Source organism: Alicyclobacillus mali NBRC 102425, assembly GCF_001570745.1.
Taxonomy (GTDB): domain Bacteria; phylum Bacillota; class Bacilli; order Alicyclobacillales; family Alicyclobacillaceae; genus Alicyclobacillus; species Alicyclobacillus mali.
Genome location: NZ_BCSG01000011.1, coordinates 71,450 through 94,762 on the forward strand (window position 1 = coordinate 71,450; position 23,313 = coordinate 94,762).

At 60.9% G+C, this 23,313-nt stretch carries 22 protein-coding genes and 5 tRNA genes; 4 read left to right on the forward strand and 23 right to left on the reverse strand.

The window, feature by feature from the left end; translation table 11 throughout:
• Positions 1–3: 3 nt before the first annotated feature.
• From tig to AMA01_RS05145, 12 genes are all read right to left on the reverse strand, one after another.
• Positions 4–1,311, reverse strand: coding sequence for a trigger factor (gene tig / locus AMA01_RS05090; protein ID WP_067848310.1), 1,308 nt, complete (start codon positions 1,309–1,311; stop codon positions 4–6).
• Between the two features lie 145 nt (positions 1,312–1,456).
• Positions 1,457–1,532 (reverse strand) — tRNA-Arg (locus AMA01_RS05095).
• Positions 1,533–1,535: 3 nt separating this feature from the next.
• Positions 1,536–1,609, reverse strand: a tRNA-Gly gene (locus tag AMA01_RS05100).
• A 74-nt stretch (positions 1,610–1,683) separates the two neighbouring features.
• Positions 1,684–2,286 carry an RdgB/HAM1 family non-canonical purine NTP pyrophosphatase gene (rdgB, locus tag AMA01_RS05105; protein ID WP_067848313.1) on the reverse strand — a complete coding sequence of 201 codons (603 nt, stop codon included), beginning with the start codon at positions 2,284–2,286 and terminating at the stop codon, positions 1,684–1,686.
• A gap of 13 nt (positions 2,287–2,299) precedes the next feature.
• A complete protein-coding gene (murI, locus tag AMA01_RS05110; RefSeq protein WP_067848316.1) occupies positions 2,300–3,148 on the reverse strand; it encodes a glutamate racemase in 849 nt (282 codons plus the stop codon).
• A 63-nt stretch (positions 3,149–3,211) separates the two neighbouring features.
• Positions 3,212–3,649: a MarR family winged helix-turn-helix transcriptional regulator gene (locus AMA01_RS05115; protein ID WP_067848319.1), complete on the reverse strand. Its 438-nt coding sequence runs from the start codon at positions 3,647–3,649 to the stop codon at positions 3,212–3,214.
• A 126-nt stretch (positions 3,650–3,775) separates the two neighbouring features.
• On the reverse strand, positions 3,776–4,969 hold the full coding sequence (locus tag AMA01_RS05120) for an acyl-CoA dehydrogenase family protein (protein ID WP_067848321.1): 1,194 nt from the start codon (positions 4,967–4,969) through the stop codon (positions 3,776–3,778).
• A 31-nt stretch (positions 4,970–5,000) separates the two neighbouring features.
• Positions 5,001–6,215, reverse strand: coding sequence for a CaiB/BaiF CoA transferase family protein (locus AMA01_RS05125; protein ID WP_067848325.1), 1,215 nt, complete (start codon positions 6,213–6,215; stop codon positions 5,001–5,003).
• A gap of 34 nt (positions 6,216–6,249) precedes the next feature.
• Positions 6,250–6,522 carry a hypothetical protein gene (locus AMA01_RS05130; protein WP_067848328.1) on the reverse strand — a complete coding sequence of 91 codons (273 nt, stop codon included), beginning with the start codon at positions 6,520–6,522 and terminating at the stop codon, positions 6,250–6,252.
• Positions 6,523–6,758: 236 nt separating this feature from the next.
• The gene (locus AMA01_RS05135) at positions 6,759–7,355 is read right to left on the reverse strand and encodes an acetate uptake transporter (protein ID WP_067848418.1); all 597 of its coding nucleotides are present in this window, start codon (positions 7,353–7,355) and stop codon (positions 6,759–6,761) included.
• 370 nt (positions 7,356–7,725) lie between these two features.
• Entirely contained in the window at positions 7,726–7,953 is a 228-nt protein-coding gene (locus tag AMA01_RS05140) for a helix-turn-helix domain-containing protein (protein ID WP_067848331.1), read from the reverse strand.
• A 125-nt stretch (positions 7,954–8,078) separates the two neighbouring features.
• Positions 8,079–9,254 carry a MalY/PatB family protein gene (locus tag AMA01_RS05145; protein ID WP_067848334.1) on the reverse strand — a complete coding sequence of 392 codons (1,176 nt, stop codon included), beginning with the start codon at positions 9,252–9,254 and terminating at the stop codon, positions 8,079–8,081.
• A gap of 212 nt (positions 9,255–9,466) precedes the next feature.
• Here AMA01_RS05145 and AMA01_RS05150 point away from each other — a divergent pair, with 212 nt between their 5' ends.
• From AMA01_RS05150 to AMA01_RS05160, 3 genes are all read left to right on the forward strand, one after another.
• Positions 9,467–10,330, forward strand: coding sequence for an SPL family radical SAM protein (locus tag AMA01_RS05150; protein WP_067848338.1), 864 nt, complete (start codon positions 9,467–9,469; stop codon positions 10,328–10,330).
• Positions 10,323–11,051 carry a GntR family transcriptional regulator gene (locus tag AMA01_RS05155; RefSeq protein ID WP_067848342.1) on the forward strand — a complete coding sequence of 243 codons (729 nt, stop codon included), beginning with the start codon at positions 10,323–10,325 and terminating at the stop codon, positions 11,049–11,051. Before AMA01_RS05150 ends, AMA01_RS05155 begins: the two co-directional genes overlap by 8 nt.
• A gap of 173 nt (positions 11,052–11,224) precedes the next feature.
• On the forward strand, positions 11,225–12,655 hold the full coding sequence (locus tag AMA01_RS05160) for an MFS transporter (protein ID WP_067848421.1): 1,431 nt from the start codon (positions 11,225–11,227) through the stop codon (positions 12,653–12,655).
• Here AMA01_RS05160 and trhO read toward each other — a convergent pair.
• From trhO to gltX, 11 genes are all read right to left on the reverse strand, one after another.
• Positions 12,600–13,553, reverse strand: coding sequence for an oxygen-dependent tRNA uridine(34) hydroxylase TrhO (gene trhO / locus AMA01_RS05165; RefSeq protein WP_067848345.1), 954 nt, complete (start codon positions 13,551–13,553; stop codon positions 12,600–12,602). The genes AMA01_RS05160 and trhO overlap by 56 nt on opposite strands.
• A 98-nt stretch (positions 13,554–13,651) precedes the next feature.
• A complete protein-coding gene (locus tag AMA01_RS05170; protein WP_067848348.1) occupies positions 13,652–14,092 on the reverse strand; it encodes a hypothetical protein in 441 nt (146 codons plus the stop codon).
• Between the two features lie 43 nt (positions 14,093–14,135).
• Entirely contained in the window at positions 14,136–14,924 is a 789-nt protein-coding gene (gene sdhB, locus AMA01_RS05175) for a succinate dehydrogenase iron-sulfur subunit (protein ID WP_067848351.1), read from the reverse strand.
• A complete protein-coding gene (sdhA, locus tag AMA01_RS05180) occupies positions 14,921–16,681 on the reverse strand; it encodes a succinate dehydrogenase flavoprotein subunit (protein ID WP_067848353.1) in 1,761 nt (586 codons plus the stop codon). The genes sdhB and sdhA overlap by 4 nt, the downstream gene beginning before the upstream one ends.
• 53 nt (positions 16,682–16,734) lie before the next feature.
• A complete protein-coding gene (locus AMA01_RS05185; RefSeq protein ID WP_067848356.1) occupies positions 16,735–17,361 on the reverse strand; it encodes a succinate dehydrogenase cytochrome b558 subunit in 627 nt (208 codons plus the stop codon).
• 145 nt (positions 17,362–17,506) lie between these two features.
• A complete protein-coding gene (gene uvrC, locus AMA01_RS05190; RefSeq protein ID WP_067848359.1) occupies positions 17,507–19,339 on the reverse strand; it encodes an excinuclease ABC subunit UvrC in 1,833 nt (610 codons plus the stop codon).
• 12 nt (positions 19,340–19,351) lie between these two features.
• The gene (locus tag AMA01_RS05195) at positions 19,352–20,806 is read right to left on the reverse strand and encodes a hypothetical protein (RefSeq protein WP_067848362.1); all 1,455 of its coding nucleotides are present in this window, start codon (positions 20,804–20,806) and stop codon (positions 19,352–19,354) included.
• Between the two features lie 197 nt (positions 20,807–21,003).
• Positions 21,004–21,076: transfer RNA gene (locus tag AMA01_RS05200), tRNA-Lys, on the reverse strand.
• Position 21,077: 1 nt separating this feature from the next.
• A tRNA-Glu gene (locus AMA01_RS05205) sits at positions 21,078–21,153 on the reverse strand.
• A gap of 3 nt (positions 21,154–21,156) precedes the next feature.
• Positions 21,157–21,230: transfer RNA gene (locus AMA01_RS05210), tRNA-Gln, on the reverse strand.
• 172 nt (positions 21,231–21,402) lie between these two features.
• Positions 21,403–22,890: a glutamate--tRNA ligase gene (gltX, locus tag AMA01_RS05215; protein ID WP_067848365.1), complete on the reverse strand. Its 1,488-nt coding sequence runs from the start codon at positions 22,888–22,890 to the stop codon at positions 21,403–21,405.
• 74 nt (positions 22,891–22,964) lie between these two features.
• Here gltX and AMA01_RS05220 point away from each other — a divergent pair, with 74 nt between their 5' ends.
• Positions 22,965–23,297: a hypothetical protein gene (locus tag AMA01_RS05220; RefSeq protein ID WP_067848369.1), complete on the forward strand. Its 333-nt coding sequence runs from the start codon at positions 22,965–22,967 to the stop codon at positions 23,295–23,297.
• Positions 23,298–23,313 lie beyond the last annotated feature (16 nt).

Sequence of the window (23,313 nt, forward strand, 5' to 3'; positions counted from 1 at the left end):
CGATCAGTTGTCGGTCGACGGCACAATCTTCGCGTGATCCACCAACAGGCGCACCGTCTTGCGCGTCTTCAAGTCGTCCCGCAGACTCGCGAGCTCCGGATCCCGAAAACTCAAGAGTTGGCGTACCCGATCCGCCTCCAACCCCGTTTGCTCCGCCATGCGTGCAATCTCCTGCTCGACGTCTTCGTCCGTGACCTCGACCTGCTCGGCATTTGCGACGGCTTCCAGCACGAGACTGGTGCGGACGTTTTGCTCCGCCAGTTCCCGGTATTGGTCCCGCAACTCCTCCAATGTCAACTCCGTGAACTCAAGGTATGCATCGAGCGGAATCTGCTGCATCTGCAGTTGCTGCGCGAAATGGCTGATTTGGTGATCGATTTCCCGTTCGATCATCACCGGCGGAATTTCAATGGTCGCGGCCTCAACCGCCTTCTTCACGACCTCGTTCTCAATATATCGCTCATGCTCAAGTTTTGCCCGCTCTTCGAGTTTCTTGCGGAGATCCGCCTTGTATTCATCCACCGTCTGAAATTCGCTGATTTCCTGCACAAACTCGTCGTTCAACTCGCGCAACATAGGCCGACGGATTTCGTGCAACTTGACACGGAACTTCGCCGCCTTGCCGCGCAGGGATTTCACGTGGTAGTTTTCCGGAAAGGTGACCTCAATCTCACGCTCTTCGCCAGGCTTCATACCGATCAACTGATCTTCGAAGCCCGCGACGAGCGCTCCGCTGCCGATCTCGAGGCGGAACCCTTCAGCCTCCCCGCCTTCGAACGGCTCCCCATCGACCGTCCCCTCGAAGTCGATGGTGACCACATCGGCTGTTTCAACCGCGCCATCCTCGACGGTCTCGATCTGCGCGTGACTCCGCAGGACGTTTTGGATTTCCTGTTCGACATCTTGGTCCGTGACCTCGAAAGCCTTGTCCTCCACTTCGACACCTTTGTACTCGCCGAGCTGAACCTCAGGCTTCACCGTCACAGTCGCCTTAAAAATGAACGGCTTCCCGTTCTCCACCTGGACGACATCTACCGACGGCTGATCCACTGGCTCGATTCCCGTCTCAACAACAGCTTCTTGATAGGCCTGCGGCAAGAGGATGTTGACCGCGTCCTCGTACAGCGATTCCACGCCGAACCTCTTTTCGAACAATTTGCGCGGAACCTTCCCCTTCCGGAAACCAGGAATTGCAACGCGCTTCACAACGCGTTTAAAAGCTTCATCCAGCGCCTGGGCAAATCGCTCGCTGTCAACCTCCACTTCGAGCACACCCATATTTGCGCCAGTCTTCTCCCACTTTGCTGCCATTCAACCGATCCTCCTAACTGTGTCCCACAAACCATCCGACGAACCCGCGTGCGTGCGCGTTCGCGGTCACCACTCTCGCTTGAACCGCGTGCGAGGCCCATCTGTGAATTGAGCACCCCCGGTGGGTGCTCCTGGCTTGCCCGCGTGGCGTCTCAGGAGGGATTTGAACCCCCGACCCGCGGTTTAGAAGACCGCTGCTCTATCCCCTGAGCTACTGAGACACGTGGAGCGGGTGAGGGGAGTCGAACCCCCGCCGCCAGCTTGGAAGGCTGGAGTTCTACCGTTGAACTACACCCGCATATCATACCACCTTCGATAGTTTAGTCGATCGGGCATGGGATATCAAGATAGCGTCATTCCGCGGAAATCCACTCATTCCTTTGGTTCGGCTTTCGCCGTCAGCGCTGGCCAACGGGTCTGCAGTTCGCGCACGGCGAGCGCCCTGTGCGAGAACAGATGCTTCTCCCTCGCGGACATCTCCGCAAATCGGCGCGATTCCCCCTGCGGTGAAAACAGCGGATCGTATCCAAACCCCTGTTCTCCCCGCGGCTCGTCGTGAACCAAGCCGTCAACCTTTGACTCCACCTCAACCAGCACTCGATCTCGATGGGCCACGACGATCGCGCAGGCAAACCATGCTTCGGCCTGCCGAAGCCCTTTGTCACGAAGCGCCTGAACGAGCTTTTGGTTGTTCAGTTGGTCATCTGCACCCGCGCCAGCATAGCGAGCCGAGCGGACGCCAGGCGCGCCTCCGAGCGCTGGAACCACCAGTCCTGAATCGTCCGCGAGCACGGGATCCCCGACGCGCGACGCGTAGAACAGGGCCTTCTGCCGGGCGTTCTCCATGAACGTCTCGCCTGTCTCCGGCGCTTTCGGCATGCTAGGAGGAAGCGGAACGAGTTCCGCGCACGATCCGAGGATCTCGGCAAACTCCCGAACCTTGTTCGGGTTCTGCGTGGCTATCACGATGCGCATGTTCAACCCCCTCTCAAGGCGCAGTCTGTTTCATCGGCTCCACCGGGATGGGCAGCGACACGTGGCGGACCGCGCGCTCTTCGGGTGTTTCGCCAAACCACGTGGCCAGAGCCAGACGAAGACTTGCAGTGTCTCCAGTGGTAAGAAAGCAGACCTCCGGCTCCCGATGGGAACCGGTCTCCTCAAGCTGCTGCTCGGCGAGCACTCGCGCGACCCTCTCCGCGGTGGCGTCCGCAGATGAAATCACGCGAATGGACGGGCCCAACACCCTGCGAATGACTGGCATGAGCAGCGGATAATGCGTACAACCGAGTACCAGCGTGTCGATATGCGCCTGAAGGAGCGGCTGAAGAGATTCGCGCACTACCGACTCCACCGTTTCGCCTTCCACGTGGCCCTGTTCGACGAGCGGGACAAACAGAGGACAAGCCACCTCGATGGCAGAGACATCGGGTCGAAGAGCTCTCAGTGCGTGCGCGTACGCGTGGCTCGATACCGTGACGGAGGTCCCAATTACACCAATCCGCCCAGATTTGGATGCTTCGAGCGCCTGCCACGCGCCGGGTTCAATGACCCCCACGACCTCGATGCCAAGTTCTTCTTGGAGACGCGGAAGCGCGACCGCCGTCGCTGTGTTGCACGCAACCACCAGAAGCTTGATACCAAGACGTTCCAGATAGTGGCCTATCTCGAGCGCGAACCGCTCCACCTCTTCGGGATCCCGGTCTCCGTAGGGGCAACGGGCGCGATCGCCGAAATAAATCACGGACTCGTGAGGCAGGCGTCGCTTCATCGCGTGAAAAACGGTGAGTCCTCCGATGCCAGAATCGAACACGCCAATCGGGCGGTGCGCGAAGTCCATTCTCTCCACTCCTCTAGAAGCCGAAACCCAACTTGCCCAACTTGCCCAGCTGGCCCGCGACGTTCACGAATTACCCATATTCGTCAAAAGAAGATCCAGTGCCTGTAGAATCGCGCGACGCTGCTCGGTGGTGACGTGTTTCAAGATGGAATCGAGGTAAGCACGCCGTGCGCTGAGCACCGCTTCAATGACCTGTGTCCCCTTGTCCCTCAGCTGCACGCGTACCACGCGGCGATCGATCAGGTCGCGCTGGCGGGACACATAACCAGCCCGTTCAAGCCTGTCCACCAAATCTGTCGTGGTGCTGTACGCGAGGTACAGCTTGGCCGACAATTCACCGATGGTGAGCTCGCCCTCGTTGTACAGCGTGATGAGTGCGTCAAATTGGGGCGACGTGAGATCGTAATCTTTGAGCAAAACCCTGCCGCGGCGGCGCACGGTGGCGGCGACAAGGCGCAGCGCCTTTTCAATTTCCTCCACGAAGGGACTGTAGTCTGCCAAAGGATATCCACATCCTGTCCTGGCCCAGAGTCCAATAAATCGTACCATTGCCCACTTTTTTCGGTCAACGGGATCGCACGCACGCAAAAAGAGGCGCCTGCGGCGCCTCTGTACGACGATGAATCATCACTCTTCGAACGGCCACGCCGGCAACCGACGGGAAAGCGGCTTGTCTCGCCGGTATCCGAGTGCGTACTCCGCCTGCAGAATGGTGTGAATTTCGCGCGTCCCCTCGTAAATGACGGGCGCCTTCGCATTTCGCAAGTACCTCTCCACAGGATACTCGTTGGAATATCCATAGGCGCCATGAATCTGCACCGCGTCCGACGCCGCCTCCCACGCCGCGTCACAGGCCACCCACTTCGCGAGCGAGGTCTCCCGCGTATTCGGCAATCCCTGATTCTTTAACCAGCCAGCTCGGTAGACGAGCAAGCGGGAACTTTCGAGATTGGCGGCCATCTTCGCGATCATCTGCTGCACCAATTGGTGCTTACCGATGGGCTGGCCGAACGTCTCGCGCTCGTGGCAGTACTTCACGGATGCCTCGAGACAAGCGGCAATACATCCGCACGCACCCGCCGCCACGGTGAATCGGCCGTTGTCCAGAGCGGACATGGCAATTCTGAAGCCTTCCCCCTCTTCCCCAACGCGGTTCTCGACAGGAACTCGGACGTGATCGAAGAACAGTTCACCTGTGTTGCCCGCGCGAATGCCGAGCTTGCCCTTGATGGATCTCGTCGAGAACCCTTCCCAACCGCGCTCCACGATGAAGGCCGTGATACCGTGGTGCTTCTTGGCGCGATCGGTGTACGCGAACACCAGGAAGTGGTCCGCCACGTCGGCGAGCGAGATCCAAATTTTCGATCCGTTCAAAATGTACGAATCTCCGTCCCGCACGGCTGTCGTCCTCATCGCCGCGACATCCGATCCTGCGTTCGGCTCTGTGAGTCCAAATGCGCCGATCTTCTCGCCTCGGGCCTGAGGCACCAAATACTTTTGCTTCTGTTCCTCTGTGCCCCACTGAAGCAAAGTGAGGGAATTCAGTCCTGTGTGGACCGACACCGCCGTCCGAAACGCGATATCCCCGCGCTCAAGTTCGTCACAGACAATGGCCAGCGTGTTGTAGTCCATCCCGGCGCCGCCGTATTTCTCGGGAATACAGACGCCCATGAGGCCGAGTTCTGCAAGCCGCTGAAGGATCCTCGGCTCAAAATGGTGCTTCTCGTCCCACTCCCGAATGTGAGGCAGAATCTCCTCATCGACAAACTTGCGCACGACTTCGCGAACTGCCAGCTGTTCTTGCGACAAGCTGAAATCCATCACACACGCCTCCTCCGTAACCTTTCCATGCCTACGCCAGCGTTTCCGTATCTGGTTCGGGGCAACTCATCACCGCGCCCGACGACTTCAGTTCCTCGATCTCCTGCACGCCGTAGCCCAGCTCCGACAGAATCGCATCTGTGTGTTCCCCGAGCCGAGGAGGGCGCCGGCGCAGGTGGAGGTCCCACCCTTCTCCGAAAAAAGGCGATCTCGCCACAAAGAACGATCCAACTCCCGGATACTCGGTTTCCCAAAGCATCCCTCGAGCCGCGACCTGCTCGAGATGAAGGACTTCGTCGATCCGATTCACCGCAGAACAGGGCACGCCCGCCTCCGTCAAAACCTCCTCCCATTCATGCACAGTGCGCTCCGACAGTCGCATTTCGAGTTCCGCCGCAAGCTCGGTGCGGTTACGCGCGCGCAGACCGTTCGTTTGAAATCGCGGATCGTCCGCAAGGTCAGGACAACGCATCGCTTCGCACAACCTTCGAAAGAGCCCGTCGTTACCAATCGCGACGACAATCCACCCATCGGCCGCGGACAGCGCCTGATACGGTGCCAGGCTGAAGTGTGCAGACCCAAGTCGCTCGCCCACGTGACCTGTGAGGAAGTACGAGGTGGCATAGTACGTCATGAGCGCCACCTGGCCCTCAAACAGGCTTGTCTCCAGGTACTTGCCCCGCCCCGTGTGCTGGCGTTCAAATAAGGCCGCACAGATGGAAAGCGCCGCCCACAGCCCAGCGGTCAAATCCGCGATGGACCAGCCGGCGCGCACCGGTCCACGGCCTGCCTCACCTGTGACGGACATCAACCCGCTCGCGGCTTGGATGGCGAGATCGTATCCAGGGCGATCCTTCCATGGGCCTGTTCTGCCGTATCCGCTGATGGCAGCGTAGATGAGGCGCGGATTCGCTGTACGGAGCGAGCGATGATCGAGTCCCCATCGCTCCATCGTCCCTGTCCGAAAGTTCTCCACGAGCACGTCGGCCTCCTGCGCGAGTCTCCGCACGATCTCTCGGCCGCTTTCAGTCTTCATGTCCACCGCGATGCTCCGTTTGTTGCGATTAAACGCGAGAAAGTAACTGCTGACGCCGTCTTTGGTCGGCTCGTAGCGCCGGGTCTCGTCCCCCTGAGGGCTCTCGACTTTGATCACGTCAGCGCCGAGATCGGCGAGAATCTGGGTACAAAACGGGCCGGCGAGCACTCGACTGAGATCGAGGACGCGGATGCCTGCAAGCGGTTGCACAAGAGTCACCTTCTTCCCGTTCGACGGATTTGCATCAGCGCAGCGCGGCGTGACCCGCCCGCTCCTCCCGTTGGTCCTCACCCTGGAGCCCGATGACACATGGCCCGTCGCGTTCCGCACCGCGAACGTCTACCACCACCGCATGTTCGGGTATGCGTTCGCCGTCCAAAGCGGAATACAGTCGACTGAGCGCAGCCTCGTATCGCGCCTCCGAGATCTGCGATGCCTCGCACGCGCGCAGGAGAACATCGCGGATGGCAGCAAACATAGCGTCTTCCCAGGCAGGCACGTGACACCGCACATACACGGAACGCCCCTCAAGCAATGCGTAGGCAAGTTGTTGAGCTGCACGAGCGTCGACGCCGGTGCATGGTCGATCTGCCTGTGTCCAGATGTGCAATCCGCCCACCTCAGTTTCACAATATAAATTATGATTCACCATAGAAATTAAACCTGTTCCCATGGTAGATCACAATCCCACCGTGGGCAAGACACGTGGATCAAAAAAGCTGGCCCCGGAGGGCCAGCCGACGTGAGATTCCATCAGGCCTCGGAATGTGCGGTCAAGTCCGCGATGCTTGGTGCAGCCTGTGGGGCATGACCTTGAACGCTCTTCAGCAGACCTTCGGCCATCAGAATGAGGCCAATAGCAGCCGAAATCAGCCCAGAGTATCCACCAAATGCGCTGTTGACGCCCGCGAGGTTGGCGAGCGTGCCGCCGAGGAACGCCAAGAATACGAAGAGGAAGAGCAGGCCGAACATCAGTTGGGCCCGGAAAGCTGCGACGACAAACGGTACCGTGACGATGGTCCATATGAGCAGAAATACGCCGAGCGCCTCGTTTGCTTGTGTGCCAAATTGAAGCACGCCCTTTAATTCCAAATAGAAGAACAGGAACAGCGATGTGAAGAAGGCTCCGTAAAACCCGTTCACACTTAAACCGAAGCTGTCGCCACGAATGAACGAGAAGATGCACGCGAGAAAGTAGACCAGACCCCCGCAAATCAGGATGGCGGGCAAGAAGAACAACGTGACCTGCGCGGGCACCAAGTGAGCGTTCGGCAAGTTCAACATGGTCTGCGCGATGACAAACGCCGCAAGCCCCATCGCAATTGGATCGCCAAGCCGCTTGTCGTGCATCATCGATCCCCTTTCCTTCCACACATTTGAATGCGCTTACATCCTTTCAGAGTGGCCTCTTCCCCTTCGCTCAACGCGCGACACAATCGTAGTTTCGTATTAGAAACTTCGTTTCATAAGTATACTGCTCGCCCCCTGTGACGAACTTTGCCTCGAACCCTATAGTACGGGGTTATGAAAGCGCTGTCAATCACGAAAGTTCCGATTTCTATACTCAGAATGCGCGCTCCCGGCGAAGCGGCGTTCGCGTCCGTTGCGGGTCTATTCTTCGCCCTGCGAGCATACATGTGAAGTAGGCGCCGGGGCACCAAGGCCCGCGTGGCCTGCGGAAGAGGTTCAACACCCCTACTCGCGGTAGGGGTGTTGCCTGTCAGATGGTGATTTCTCCGAGCCGCACCAATTCGACCACGGCTTGCGAGCGCCCTTTGACGTTCAGCTTCTTCATCACGTTGGATATATGGTTCCGCACAGTCTTCTCGCTGACGAAGAGTTGCGAAGCAATTTCCTTTGTCGTCTTATCCTGAACGAGAAGTTCGAACACCTCTCGTTCTCGGTCGGTCAACAGCGACTTGCCGCGCCCGTCCTTGACAGGTGCCATCCCCACGATCCCTCCTTGCCCGGTCATACAAGAGCGGGATACAGTCAGGGTATCGTATGTCGCCCGCCGCGCGACCGTTCCGTCCCGCACGTGAGATGGGCGAGATCGAGGGGAACGCTCATTCATCACGCTCGACGACGATGATGCACGGCATCTGCCAACTGGCGCAGGGCCTGAGACAGAAGGGGGCGCGGGCACGCGATGTTCATGCGCTGAAACCCGGAGCCTTGCGAACCAAAGATGTGCCCCTCGTTCAACCCAAGACGAGCCTCTTCGCGCAAAAACCGGTCCAACTCGTCATCCGGCATCCCTAGGGCGCGGAAGTCCAACCATACCATGTACGTGCCTTCCGGGCGGATCATGCGAATCTCCCGAAGTTCATTCTGGAACACGTTCTCCATCTCATCCAGCGATTCTGTCAAATACGCAAGCAAGTCATCGAGCCACGCAGCACCGTGTTCATAGGCCGCAATCATCGCCTCAATGCCGAACACGTTCAGTTCCGCCATGGAAGCGCGGTGCGAAGCCTTTTCGTACGCCGTGCGCAGTGACTCGTTTTCCGTCCAGACGTACGCGGTGTTGAGCCCTGCCAAGTTGAACGTCTTACTCGGCGCGTGACAGGTGATGCTGTTTCGCGAGCATTCCGCTCCCAGCGAGGCAAACGGGGTATGCCGATGCGGCGCAAAGACAATGTCCGCGTGAATCTCGTCGCTCACCACCAGCACGCCGTGCCGCAGGCAGATCTCTGCGACGCGCTCCAGCTCCTGTTTCGTCCACACGCGTCCAACGGGATTGTGTGGCGAGCACAGGAACATCACCTTTGCTTCCTGCGCCTTTCGCTCCAAATCAATAAAATCCATGTCGTATCGCCCGTCCGACTCCACGAGGGGATTCTCAATCACGCGTCGCCCCCATCCCTCGATCACGCGGCGAAACGGGTGATAGACCGGAGGCTGAATCAGGATCCCATCGCCAGGCTCGGTGAAAGCCTGAACGATGACCGAGAGCGCCGGCACCACACCCGGCGCGGGCACGATCCATTCCGGCGAAATCTCGATCCCGTGGCGCGACCTCATCCAGTGTACGATGCTCCCTGTGTACCTTTCCGTCTTCACCGCGTACCCATACACTCCGTGCCTGGCACGCTCCACGAGCGCGTCGATCACGGCCGGCGGCGAAAGAAAGTCCATGTCCGCCACCCAGAGCGGGATGAGATCGTCCCTCCCGAATCGGCGCTCGAGACCATCCCACTTCATGCATCCAGTGTTTCTACGTTCCACGTACGCGTCAAAGATGGACATGCACCCGACCTCCTATAGCCGCTCCGTTTGGGCGCGATCGCATCGCACCGCCGTACACCACTGTATCACAACGAGCAGAGACGCACCTGCACCAACATGCACGGCGGCGATGCACGAGAACTCGTTTCGTTGACATTTCCGATATGTATACCATGCAAACGGGCGCTATGGTACGCTTGAGACTTGAGAGACGGTTCGCGGGAGGATGCGACATGGCGAAACAGGTTGCGACGCGCCGGCTGCTGACGCCAACCGGCGGCTATCTGCAGGGCTACGACTATACATTAAATCCGTTCGTCGGGTGTGCCTACGGTTGCAAGTACTGCTACGTGCAAGCGCTGCCCGTGGCGCGCCTCCGCAGCGAACGCTGGGGCACCTATGCCGACGCCAAGCCGGTGGACGCGGGGTCCTTTCTTCGAGAACTGCGGAGAGCGAAGCAGCGCGGAGGAACGCGCATCTTCATGTCCTCCAGCACGGATCCGTACCAACCGTTGGAGTGGAGGATCGGCGCCACCCGTACGCTCCTCACGGCCATGCAGTCCGTCCCCGAACTCTTGGATTTTTTATTCGTGCAGACGCGCTCGCCGCTCGTCGCCCGGGACGCCGAGATCCTTGCTGCTCTCCGCCATCGCATCCTCGTGTCCGTGACGCTCGAGACGGATCAGGAGGACGTACGACGCCGATTCGCGCCGCGCGCACCCACGGTTCGCGCGCGGGTTCGGGCCATCGAAGCGCTCCGCGCACATGGCATCCCTGTGCAGGTCGCCATTGCGCCACTGCTGCCCTGCTCGACCGATTTCCCGCGGCTCGTCGCAGATCTCGCGGATTTCGCCGCCATCGACGACTGGTTTATCGGCGATGGCTCGAACGGCAGGCGAAGCCGCGCGTTGGGTGTAGAACAGTGGTATCTGCCACACGAACGCGCCGCGTGGTATCACCCAGCAAAGGCAAGGAGCTTTGCCGAGCTCCTCGCAGCGCAAATGCCGCGCGACCGGATCTTTCTTCACCAACAAGGGTTCCTGCCGCCAGACATGCGGCTTCCCTTTGACGAAAGGATCGATCCACAGGATGCGTGAAAGCGTCCCACTTTACAAACAGCTGAAATCAGAGTTGCTGAACAAAATCCTGAGCGGAGAATGGCCACCAGGCGAACAAATCCCTTCCGAGGCCGAGTTGGCGTCGATGTACGACGTCAGCCGCACCACCGTCCGCCAAGCTGTGGGCGATCTCGTCACGGCGGGATTTATCGTGCGCCGCCAGGGCAAAGGGACTTTCGTAGCCGAAGTCGATCATCCAGTCGCCTCCACCACGCTGTACGGATTTGCCGAGGAACTTCGAGCTGCTGGGCTTCCCGTGCTTGTGCGCGTGGACGCGATCGAGATGCGCACCTGCCCCGAGGATATCGCCCGCTGGCTGCGGATGCCTCGGTCCAAGCAGGCGTTGTACATTGAGCGAACGGCCTATGTCGACGAGATTGCGCACTTCCACGAGCGATCTTATCTCGTGCCACCTTACCAGGTGTCTTCGCGGATGACACCAGATCCAACGATGTACGACTCCATCTACGGCTTCTTCGAACAAAACGGTGTCCGAATCAACTCGGGCAGCCAGGCGATCTCTGCCGAACTTGCAGATGCGGACGATTGCATGCGCTTCGGTCTGACACCGCCGGCCGCCGTGTTGTGTATTGAGCGGCTCACGAGAGACGAGTCCGGGTCACCTGTTGAATACTCGCTCGTTCGTTACCCGGCCGACAGGTACCAGCTCCGCTTGCATCTCCTGCGACATCCGCGCTGACCCCGGCGATCGCGCGGACTCTGGCCAAACCGCGCGCCGCCTTGTAAAATAGAGTTGCGCGCCAACTTGTTATGACATCATGACAAGTGACGAAGATGTAGCACGCTGAACAACGGGGCATTCTGAGGAAAGTGATGGGCATCACGCGGTGCAGCATCGGAGGGGACGAGGGGATGCATCAGCACGCGACGCTCGCGAGAAAGGATCGCCGACTGCCACTTGAGGGCGTGATTCAACGCCCGAATGGCATGTGGTTCATCGTCGGTACGGTTTGCTTCGGCGCCTTCATGGCAGCGCTGGACGCGAGTATTATCAGCATTGCACTGCCGAAGCTGGAACAGGCGTTCCACACGACGATGAATCGAATTGAATGGGTGAGCCTGATCTACCTTCTGGCGCTCGCCGGGTGCATCGTCGCCTTTGGACGCCTTTCAGATCTTCTCGGCCGTCGGCCCATGTATACGCTGGGATTCGGCGTGTTTATCGTAGGTTCCGCGCTGTGCGGGGCGTCGTGGAGCTTGGCAAGCCTCCTCGTCTTTCGCGTGGTCCAGGGCATAGGCGCGAGCCTCCTCCAGGCCAACAGCGTATCCATCATTACGGCAGCCGCAGATGCCGAGCGCCGCGGCCAAGCCATTGGGTTTCAGGCACTCGCCCAAGGGCTCGGACTGAGCCTCGGTCCTCTCGTCGGGGGCGTGCTCACGCACATCGCCTCCTGGAGGCTCATCTTCTACATCAATGTGCCCGTCGGGATCCTCGGCACCCTGTCGGCGCTGTTGTTTTTGCCGCGCGATCGCCGGGAAGGCGCACGTCCGCATTTCGATCTCGTCGGCGCTCTCGTGCTTGCGTTCCTGCTTATCGTAACCATGTACGTGTTAAAGGAGGGCTTTCGCCCTGAAAGCCGCCCGGTCCTCACAGCGATTCTTCTGGCCGTCGCGGTCCTGGCAGCAGCTTCGTTCGTCGCCATTGAGCGGCGGGCCGACTCGCCGCTCGTTCCCATCAACTATCTGCGCGAACCTATCGTCTGGCTCGGCAACCTGACGTCCATCTTGTCATTCAGCGTGATGTACGCGGTCACCCTGGTGGTTCCGTACTGGTTCGTCCACATCGAAGGACTTTCCAGCGCAAAGGCGGGTCTCTTGCTTACAGCCCTTCCTGTGGGCATGGCTCTGTGCACGCCTTTCGCCGGTCGCCTCGCGGATCGGTGGTCCAAACTCAAAGTTTCCGCAGTCGGCATGGCGCTCGCGGCAATCGGGTCAGGTTGCCTGTTCACCTTCACGCGGATCACGCCGGCCTTTCTCGCCGGCCTGTTTCTCGTCGGCTGCGGCGTGGGCACGTTCACACCCGCCAACAACGCTCGCGTGATGAACGCGACCCCTGCGGCTCACCTTGGCGTCGCCGGTGGCATTCTCAACATGAGCCGGACGCTCGGCATGGGAGTCGGCGTGACGACCGGCGGCGTAAGCGTTGAACTGTTCAGTGCGGCCTTCGGGCCGCACGGTGAGGCGCTCGCTTACCGTTGCAGCTTTCTTGTCGCCGCAGCGCTGGCCCTCATCGCGTTTGCACTGACCTTTGTTCGCCAAAAGTCATCCCAAACAACGACCTGACGCGTGGATCCACTCGGTCGCGATTCACCGCCTCCGCCTCGCACGTGGGCGAACAGAAGCCGTGCATGTTTCGCTCACATGCGTCGCAGCAAAGAAACCTGCGATGACAGTCCAAGTAGCCACAGTTGATGTATCGATCACAGGGCGCTCCGCAGACGGAACAGCGGGAAATCACGGTGTCCTCTTCCGTCTGATTGATTCGCACAGCGACGCGATCATCAAACACGTAACATTTGCCCAGGAACTTGCGCCCTCGCACCTGCGGATCCTTGCCGTAGGTGACAATGCCCCCGTCGAGCTGATACACCTCGTCGATACCTTGCTCCATGAGATAGCCGGACAGCTTTTCGCAGCGAATGCCGCCTGTGCAGTAGGTCAGCACTTTTTTGCCGCGCCATTCATCTTTGTGGCGCTCGACCCACGCCGGAAACTCCCGGAATGTCATCACATCCGGGCGCACCGCACCCTCGAAATGGCCTATTTCGTATTCGTAGTCATTGCGCCCATCGATCACGACGACATCGTCTCTGCCGAGCATCTCGTACCACTCCCGCGGTGAGAGCCGGCGCCCAGTCCTCTCCCACGGTTTCGGGGCGCCTTCCACGCCGAAATGGACGATTTCCCGTTTGCGTTTGACAGAGAGGCGCGGGAAGACGTGGCCCTCGGCCGGATCGACCTTGAACACCATGTCGGCGAATCGGGGATCCGCGAGCATGCGTTCGCGATAGGTCCTACAGGCAGAAGCTTCACCGGAAAGCGTCCCGTTCAGCCCCTCTTCCGCCACAAGAATGCGGCCCAAAAGCCCCAGTTCCTCACACATCTCGCGCTGCAAGCGCGCGAATTCGTCCGGTTCCGCGATGGGGGTGAACTTATAGAACAACATAACCTCGTACGGCATGAGAACCCCATCCTTTCTCTATTCGTGCGACAGCTCTGCACAAAAAACGAGCCGAGGCCGCAGCTTCCTGCAGACCTCGGCCAGTTTACCGCACACCATCACTGCGTCGCCGCACCGCTTGATTGCGTCACCTCGTTCGGGCTCATGATGAGCCACTTGCCGTTGACGCGCTTCACATACAGCACGCCACCCTGCTCATTCGAAAACTCGACCTCCGCCACATCGCCCCGCTGTCCCAGGAGCGCGTAGTTCACCTCGGACGGATCGAGCGACAAGTACAGGTTGTACAGCGACGCGTGCCAGCCGGGCGTCTGCTGGAACGTCGGCGTGAGCAGATTGTACGCCTCGTTGAACTCCCTCAGTTCAACGAATCCGATAAACCGGCGCACGGTGTTAACCGGTGTGTTGCTCGTCTCCTCCTGAATCACCGGCCGAAGGAGAAAGTAGCTCCCGAAGCCGAGCACCAAGAGCGCCACGATGAGCCAGATGAAACTTCTCGTCTGCGCCCGCTGCCTGCGCTGTGCCGAGACGGCCTGCATCGTTCATCCCCGCCTTTCCATGGGTTGCCGCGACCCTTATCCCTTACTTGCGCAGCCATGCGCCAATGGCGCGATAGGTCACCTGTCGGTTCATCGCGGCGATGGACGTCGTAAGCGGAATGCCCTTCGGGCACACCTCCACGCAGTTCTGCGCGTTGCCACACTCGAAGATGCCGCCCTCGCCCATCAGCGCCTGCAGGCGCTCCTCTTTGTTCATCTTGCCCGTCGGGTGCATGTTGAACAGGCGCGCCTGAGAAATGGCGAACGGACCGATGAACGACGTCTTGTCGTTCACATTGGGACATGCTTCGACACAGGCGCCGCACGTGAAGCAGCGAGACAGCTCGTACGCAATCTGCTGCTCCTCGCTCGACATGCGCGGACCTGGGCCGAGATCGTGTGTGCCGTCGATCGGAATCCAAGCCTTGATGCGCTTGAGCGCCTCGAACATCCGGCTGCGGTCGACGACGAGGTCGCGAACCACCGGGAACGTGCGCATCGGCCGAATCCGGATGGGCTGCTGCAACTTATCCACGAGCGCCGAACACGCCTGGCGGGGCTTGTTGTTGATCACCATGGTGCAGGCGCCGCAGACCTCTTCCAGGCAGTTCATCTCCCAGGTGACCGGTGCGACCGGCTCGCCCTTCTTGTTCACGGGATTGCGCTGGATCTCCATCAGACAGGCAATTACGTTCATGCCTGGGCGATACGGAACCTCAAATTCCTCCCAGTACGGCTCCGAATCCGGCGTGTCCTGCCGCTCGATGATGAGATGCACCTTGCGACCCGAATCCGCCTGCGCCTGCTGCACGGCCTCCGCTGTTGTGCTCATTCCTTGGTCGCCTCCTTGCTCACCGCGTAGTTGCGCTTACGCGGCTTGATCAGCGAGACGTCGACGTCCTCGTACGAGATCTTCGGCCCGTCCGGCGTGTACTCGGCGATGGTCGTCTTCAGGAAGTTCTCGTCGTCGCGCTCTGGGAACTCCGGCTTGTAGTGTGCGCCACGGCTCTCGTTTCTCATCAGCGCTCCGATGGTGATGGCGCGCGCCATAATGAGCATATTCTTCAGGTGGCGCGTGAACTGGGCGACCTGGTTCTCCCAGCGCGACGTGTCCGACATCTTGATCCGCTTCCAGCGTTCCTGAAGCTCCTGGATCTTGGCGTCCGTCTCCTTGAGCTTGTCGTTGTAGCGCACCACCGTGACGTGATCCGTCATCCACTTGCCAAGTTCGCGGTGCAACTGGTACGGGTTCTCGTCACCGTCGAGCTTGAGAATTTCCTCGAATTCCTGCTCGTACTTGCGGCGGTACTGCTCGAACAGCGACTCCGGCAGGCTATCCGCGGACTTGCGCAGATTCTTCGCCCAGCGCACGGCGTTCGGACCCGCGATCATGCCGCCGTAAATGCAGGACACGAGCGAGTTTGCGCCGAGGCGGTTCGCGCCGTGGTATTGATAATCGGCCTCGCCCGCGGCGAACAGGCCCGGGATGTTGGTCATCTGGTCGTAGTCGACCCACAGTCCGCCCATCGAATAGTGCACAGCAGGGAAGATCTTCATCGGAACCTTGCGCGGATCGTCTCCGACGAACTTCTCATAGATATCGAGAATGTTGCCCAGCTTGCGATCCAGCACGTCCGCCGGGATGTGGGTCAGGTCGAGATAGACCATGTTTTGCCCGTCGACGCCAAGCCCCATCTCCACGCAGACCTTGTGAATGGCGCGCGTCGCGATGTCGCGGGGCACCAGGTTTCCGTACTCGGGATACCACTCCTCCAGGAAGTACCAAGGCTTGCCGTCCTTGTACGTCCAGACGCGGCCTCCCTCGCCGCGCGCGGACTCAGACATGAGACGCAGCTTGTCGTCGCCCGGAATGGCCGTCGGGTGAACCTGGATCATCTCTGGATTGGCATACTTGACGCCCTGCTGATACAGCTCGGACCCTGCCGAACCCGTGTTGATCATCGAGTTGGTGCTCTTGCCGAAAATGAGTCCGTTGCCCCCGGTGCACATGACGACCGCGTCGGCGCGGAAATAGTGGATTTCCATCGACCGCAGGTCCTGCGCCACGATGCCGCGGCAGATCTGCTCTTCGTCGATCACGGCGCCGAGGAAATCCCAGCCCTCGTATTTCTCGACGAGGCCTGCCACCTCATATCGGCGAACCTGTTCGTCCAACGCGTACAGAAGCTGCTGCCCTGTCGAGGCACCCGCGAACGCCGTGCGGTGATGCTTGGTGCCGCCAAAGCGGCGGAAGTCGAGCAGCCCCTCCGGCGTGCGGTTGAACATGACACCCATGCGGTCCATCAGGTAGATGATGGCCGGCGCAGCCTCACACATCCCCAAAACCGGAGGCTGGTTGGCCAGAAAGTCGCCACCGTAGACGGTGTCGTCGAAGTGCTCCCACGGCGAGTCTCCCTCGCCCTTCGTGTTCACGGCACCGTTGATGCCGCCTTGAGCACACACGGAATGGGAACGTTTCACAGGGACCAAGGAGAACAGTTTCACCGGCACGCCAGCCTCCGCCACCTTGATGGTGGTCGTCAACCCGGCCAAGCCGCCTCCCACGACAATGATGCTCGTGTTTGCCACGTCAATTCCCTCCCATGCTCCGTGTACAGCACCTTCGAGAGGTCCATGGTACCTCAGACGTTCATGCGGAACGCAATCAGCGACGCCACGCCGACCGCCGCCAGCACGACAAAGATGATCATCGTCACCCACGCGGTGATGCGCTGCGCGCGCCGTCCGACCGTGATGCCCCAGTGAATGGCGAACGACCACAGTCCGTTCGAGAAGTGGAACGTCGCCGCGATCACGCCCACAATCATGAACGCGAAGTACGCATTGTCGGTGACGAGCTCGTGCACCATGTCAAACGACGGCGCGTTGCCAGAAAACCGCGTCGTCCACAGGTGGAAAATGATAAAGACAAAGGTGATGATGCCCGTCACCCGCTGCAACACGAACATCACGTTGCGGCTGAATGAATACCGGTTCGCGTTGTAGCCGGACACGAACGCCACGTAAAGCCCGAACACGCCGTGATACGTGATGGGCAAGAAGATGAACACGAACTCAATGACGTGCAGGAGCGGAAGCGATTGAATCGCTTGCACGGCTTCGTTGAAAGCCGCCGCACCCCCCAGGGCCGTCGCGTTCGTGAACAGGTGCTCCAGCAGGAACAGTCCCACCGGAATGACGCCCGAGAGCGTGTGGAGCCGCCGCCAAAAAAACTCCCGGTTGTGCTGGGCTGCTTGGGCCACTGCCACTTGGGTTCCTCCCTTCAATCCCCCAAAAGAACGGTATGTACGCGCGGCGGGATCGCCGTGCAAGTGCAAAACACCGCAGGCCAGCGCGACGCACGCCGCCACCCGTTTGGCACCTTCTAAATTGTAATGATTGGCCATCGTAGAATCAAGAAAACGGTGCCTCGGACGAAATTTCCATCTCGCCATCAGCCTGCTTCCGAGCGGCAAGCTCTTCCCGCACCCTGGCCACAATCTCCCGCGCGAGTTTGTCGCCGATGCCAAGGCCGCGGAAGTCCTCCGGCTGCGCCGCCGCAACGGCCTTCAGGCTGCCAAACCGGCGGAGAATGGCCTTTTTCCGTTCCGGTCCCACGCCAGGAATCTCGTCCAGGATGGACTGAAATCCGGTCTTGCTGCGCCTCGACCGGTGAAACTCCACCGCGAATCGATGGACCTCGTCCTGGATGCGCTCGAGCAGGTAAAACGCCGGGCTGTGTCTCTCGATGCGCACAGGCTCTTCCTCGTCCATGAAGAACAACTGGCTCGTGCGATGGCGTTCGTCCTTCGCCAGACCGCAGACGGGGATCTCGAGCCCAAGCTCGCCCTCGAGGACGGACAACGCCGCGCGCAACTGGCCCTTCCCGCCGTCGATCACGACGAGATCGGGCAGCGGCTTCTGCTCGCGGACGAGCCGGCTGTAGCGCCTTCTCACGACTTCCCGAATCGCCTCGTAATCGTCTGGCCCCTGGGTGGACCGGATCTTGTACTTGCGGTACTCCGACTTGGCGGGCTTGCCGTCGATGAACACGACCATCGCCGACACCGCGTCGACGCCCTGGAAGTTGGAATTGTCGAACGCCTCAATCCGCCGGGGAGGCTGGATGGCGAGCACCTGTCCCAGTTCCATCACCGCGCCAAGCGTGCGGTCCAGATTGCGGTCGATCAGCTGTATTTTCTCCGCCAGCGCCTGGCGGGCGTTTTCACAGGCGAGATCGACCAGATCCCGCTTGGGGCCGCGCTTCGGCTGCAACACCTTCGCATCGACGACCATCGCGAGGGCCTCGCTGGGCACGCCCTCGGGCAGCAGAATTTCCTTCGGAAGATCCACCCGTTCGTGGTAAAACTGCTCCACGAACGACATGAAGTCCGTCAGCGGATCGTCGAAGTGCGGCGCGATCTGCACCTGCCGCTCGATGAGCTTCCCGTTCCTTACAAAAAACACCTGAACGCTGAGCAGCCCGCGGTCTTCGGCGAAGCCGAACACGTCTCGGTCGATCCCGTCCGTCCACGTGACCTTCTGCTCCTGCATCACCTGCTCGATATGGCGAATCAGATCGCGAAGTTCCGCGGCTCGTTCAAACTCGAGCGACTCCGCCGCTGCCTGCATCTTCTGCTCGAGCTCGCGCACGACATCCTGGTGCCCGCCGTTCAAAAAGTGGCTGATCTCCTTGGCCATGGCTTCATACGTCGCTTCATCCACGTCGTACACGCACGGCGCGAGGCATTGGTGGATGTGATAGTACAGGCAGACCTGCTTCTTGAGCGTCTTGCATTTGCGCAGCGGATACAGCCGATCCAACAGCCGCTTCGTGGCCTGCGCCGACGTGGCGTTGGGATACGGCCCGAAATACTTCGCGCCGTCCCGCTTGACCTGGCGCACAATCTGCAGCCGCGGGTGCCGCTCCTTGGTAAGTTTGATGTACGGGTATGACTTGTCGTCCCGCAGCATGATGTTGTACGGCGGCTGGTGCTGTTTGATCAGGTTGCATTCGAGCAGCAGCGCCTCCGCGACGGTGTCCGTCACGATGTACTCGAAGTCGCGGATCTGCGAAACCAACACCTGCGTCTTCGTGTCATGCGTCCCCGTGAAGTACGAACGCACGCGGTTCCGCAGCACCTTGGCCTTGCCCACGTAAAGAATCTCGCCGCCCTCACCCTTCATGAGGTAGACGCCGGGCCGCTGCGGCAACAGGTCCAGCTTGTCTCGAATGACCTGGTTCACGCCCTCACCTCCTCAATCGGCGCGCGCCACCACAAGATAGGTGCGTCCTCCAGCACGCTCGACGTAATCCACGTAGCCCCCGTCCGCGCCCCAGGCGGACACGGGGACCTCCAGCCGAAGCGACGGCTGGCGGCTCCCCGGTGCGTGCAGGGCGCACATCGCTAGCGTCTGTCCTTCTGGCGAGGACACGGGAGCTACCGCATACAACACGCCGCTTTCACCTTCGACCACCGCGCCATCCGTCGCGCCGGGCACGCCCGCGTAGGCGGTCGCTTGCCCCGTCGGCGCCACGCACACCCACATGCCAGCCGCCGCAGGAGCCGCCGAGGTTCCCTGGTACACAAGGCCCGCGTGGGTGACGTGTGGATTGCGAACCAGCCCGTTCACGTCGATGCTGACGGATCGGCCGAGCGACGCCGAGCCCGTGCGCACGACAATGGGCGCGAGGTGGACGGGAGATGCCGCAGCAACACCTTCTTGTCCTGAAACGGTTTGCCACGCGATGCCGCCTGGCCCCGTCGCGATCACGACCTCACCGCCGTCGCCCACGTTCAGCGTGGTCAGCCGCGACGGCGATCCGCCCGCGAACGGAACGGCGTACACGTCCACCCTCGAGGCGGCACCATGGATGCCATTCTCCGTCCAATTCACCGTGACCACAGCCCAGGCGCCCGCCGACGAGAGCGACCAGGATCGGAGAAGCCAAGATCCCCCCGCCTCCGGTGGAGGCGGGGAAATGGCGACATTCGATGTCCAGCGCGGGCGGGCCAAGACGCCGAGCCCGTGAAGCGCATAGGCGCTTAGTTGAATGCCGTCGCCCTGGGCGCCGAGCGACAAACTGCCGATCACAAGCTCCCCGTCGCCAAAGGCCAGATGGCCGAGATCGACCGGCTGACGCGTGATGTCGAAAACGGCCTGCACCTGAACAGGCAGGTCGGCGGTTGAAATGGGCTCCGGCGAGGCGCGGTGGACGTTGGTAGGCTGACCCGTTTCCGACGACCGCTCTCCCCACCAGCCGTACCCGACGAGGGCGAAGCCGAGCACGACGAGCGCTCCGGCGGTCGCGCGCGCCGCCCGAGAGCCCGAGCGACGCGCTTCCGCCTCTTCGTACGCGATTTGGGCGCGCAACCGCTGCAGCGCTCGGTTCCGCAGCCCCGGCGGCAGGTCCGGAAGCACCTCCTCCGGCAGCCCGGTTTCCTCGAGCTCATCTCCGGCCTCTCGCATCTCGAGCATGTCGGCGGCCACCTCGCTCGATTCGGCCTCCTCTGGAGACGAAATCCCGAGCGACGTCAGCGCCCGCGCCACCTGCTCGCGAAGGCGTGTCACGTCACCGCGATGGCCGATTCGCGTCCACACGGCGAGCATGAGGTCCACGAACGCATCCTCGGCCTCCGGCGTCTCACCCATCCGATCGATGACGGCATGCCACACAGCGGGGCCGAACCGATCCACCAGAATATGCGCCATTCGCCGGCGCTCCGCGCCCGACCTACGTGCTCTCATGCATCACGCTTCCCCGTTCTCTCCAGGATGGATAGTCTCATCATAGCCCACGCAGACAGGAAAGGACAGCGAGAACCTACCCCACGCCGCACGACGTGCAGGTTGCGTGGACCCGAAACAAAACGAAAGACCCCCTGCACTCGCAGGAGGCCTTTCCGAAATGGGTCATGAAGGACTCGAACCTTCAACCACCCGATTAAGAGTCGGATGCTCTACCAATTGAGCTAATGACCCGTGGTGACCCTAAGGGGATTCGAACCCCTATTACCGCCGTGAGAGGGCGGCGTCCTGAGCCATTAGACGATAGGGCCGACTGGCTGCCGAACTAGGACTCGAACCTAGACTAACTGATCCAGAGTCAGTCGTGCTACCATTACACCATTCGGCATCGTATCTTTGCCCTGACGCCTCTCGCTCTTCCGGGCGTTTCACCCGGTTGCGTATTTCAATATACATGCTTCGTCACGCCGTGTCAATAGTCGCTCGTCAATTTTTTTGTTTTGTTGTTCCTCACGGCCTGCGCAGACGGCGGCCGGCGGGCGAGCCCGCCGGCTTTCCCCTCACGCCGTGACCACCTCGCCCGCCTCGACGCGATCGGCCGCTTCCCGCAATCGGCGCACGGCTTCGTCGCGCCCGACGAGCGCGATGACGTCAAACAAACCGGGCCCCACGGTCAAGCCGGTGATGGCCAAACGCACGGGGTGAATCAGTTCGCCCGATTTGACCCCCATTTCCTCAATCCACCGCCGGAACTCGCGCTCAATGACAGGCGCCAGAAACGGTGCCACCCCCGCCAGGCGATCCGCCACGGTCCTTAGCCTACTCGCGGTCTCAGGATGCGCGAAGTGCTTGCGAACGCCCTTTTCGTCGTACGCGCGGACCGGTTCAAAGTACGGTCGCACCCCGTCGACGAGCTCCTGGAGGTTGCGGCTGCGCGTCTGCACGAACGCGACCACGGTGCGCACCCACATCAGGACCTCTCGGCGACACTCGTCCTCCGCCACATACCCCCGCTCCACCAACTGCGGCCACGCCTCATCCATGACCGCCTCAGGGGATTGCTGCCGGAAATAGTGGGCGTTGAGCCACTCCAGTTTCTTGACGTCATAGATGGCGGCATGCTTGGCCACTTTCTCGAGATCAAACAACTGGATGGCCGTTTCCCGATCCACGATCTCCCGATCGTCCCCCGGAGAGAAGCCGAGAAGTAACAGATAGTTCACGAGCGCCTCGGGCAGGATGCCCATGTCCCGATACTCGCTCACGCTCGTGGCCCCATGGCGTTTGGACAGCTTGCTGCGATCCGGCGCGAGGATCATGGGAACATGCGCGAACGCCGGCGGCTCGGCGCCGAGCGCCTCGAACAGCACGATATGGCGAGGCGTGTTGGACAAGTGCTCCTCCGCCCGGATGACGTGCGAGATCTTCATTTCCACATCGTCCACGCACGAGGCAAAATGGTACGTCGGCGTATCGTCCGCTTTCCAGATGATGAAATCGTCGATCTCGCTGTTGGCGAACGCGACATCCCCTCGAATCAGATCGTGCACGACGGTCTCGCCCTCAAAGCGGCTGCGGATCCGGTACACGTGAGGCTCGCCCGCTGCGATACGGCGAGATCGCTCTTCAGGAGACAAATGGCGGCAGCGGCCCACGTAGCGAGGCGGCTTCCCCTCTCGCTGCGCAGCCTCGCGGTCCCGAGCGAGCTCCTCGGGCGTGCAGAAGCACGGGTACGCCTTGTCCTCGGCCAGGAGCCTGTCCAACTGGCGGCGGTAGATGTCCATGCGCTCCGATTGGCGGTAGGGGCCATAAGGGCCTCCCACGTCTGGACCTTCGTCCCACAGAATGCCTAGCCAACGCAGTCCCTCTAAAATCTGCTGATACGAAGCTTCCGTCGAACGCGCGCGATCCGTATCGTCGATTCGAAGGACAAACTTGCCCCCGTGCTTTCGCGCAAACAACCAGTTGAAGTACGCCGTGCGCGCGCCCCCGATATGAAGCGCCCCCGTAGGGCTCGGCGCAAAACGAACACGAACTTCTTGAGCCATGCCCGAACCTCCTGTCGAATTGCCCGCGGATATCCGCCGCACCTGTGCGCACACTAGGCGCGAGGTGAACCAACATGAAGAAGCCGAACCGCCATCCGAAGACTTCCCCAGTCTCGAGCCCCAACTCCGGCGCGTACGATCCCGGCCCCGTCGAACAGGGTGAGACCGATTATCCGACGGCCGACGTCGCCGCCGCGCAAGCCGCCACCTACGATCTCGCCGTCGAGGAGTTCCCGGAGGGCCCCTACGGCGCCACGACCGACGAGCGGCGCCTCGGGAAGACGTCCCCCTGGCTTCCCGGCCAGATGGTGAGCGGCCGCTTTCGCGACACCAACATGATCACGTCGGATCGCCATACCGCGCCGTACGAGCAGGACGGCGATGACACGTACGAGGATCGATCCTAAACGCGCGCACGGCCGG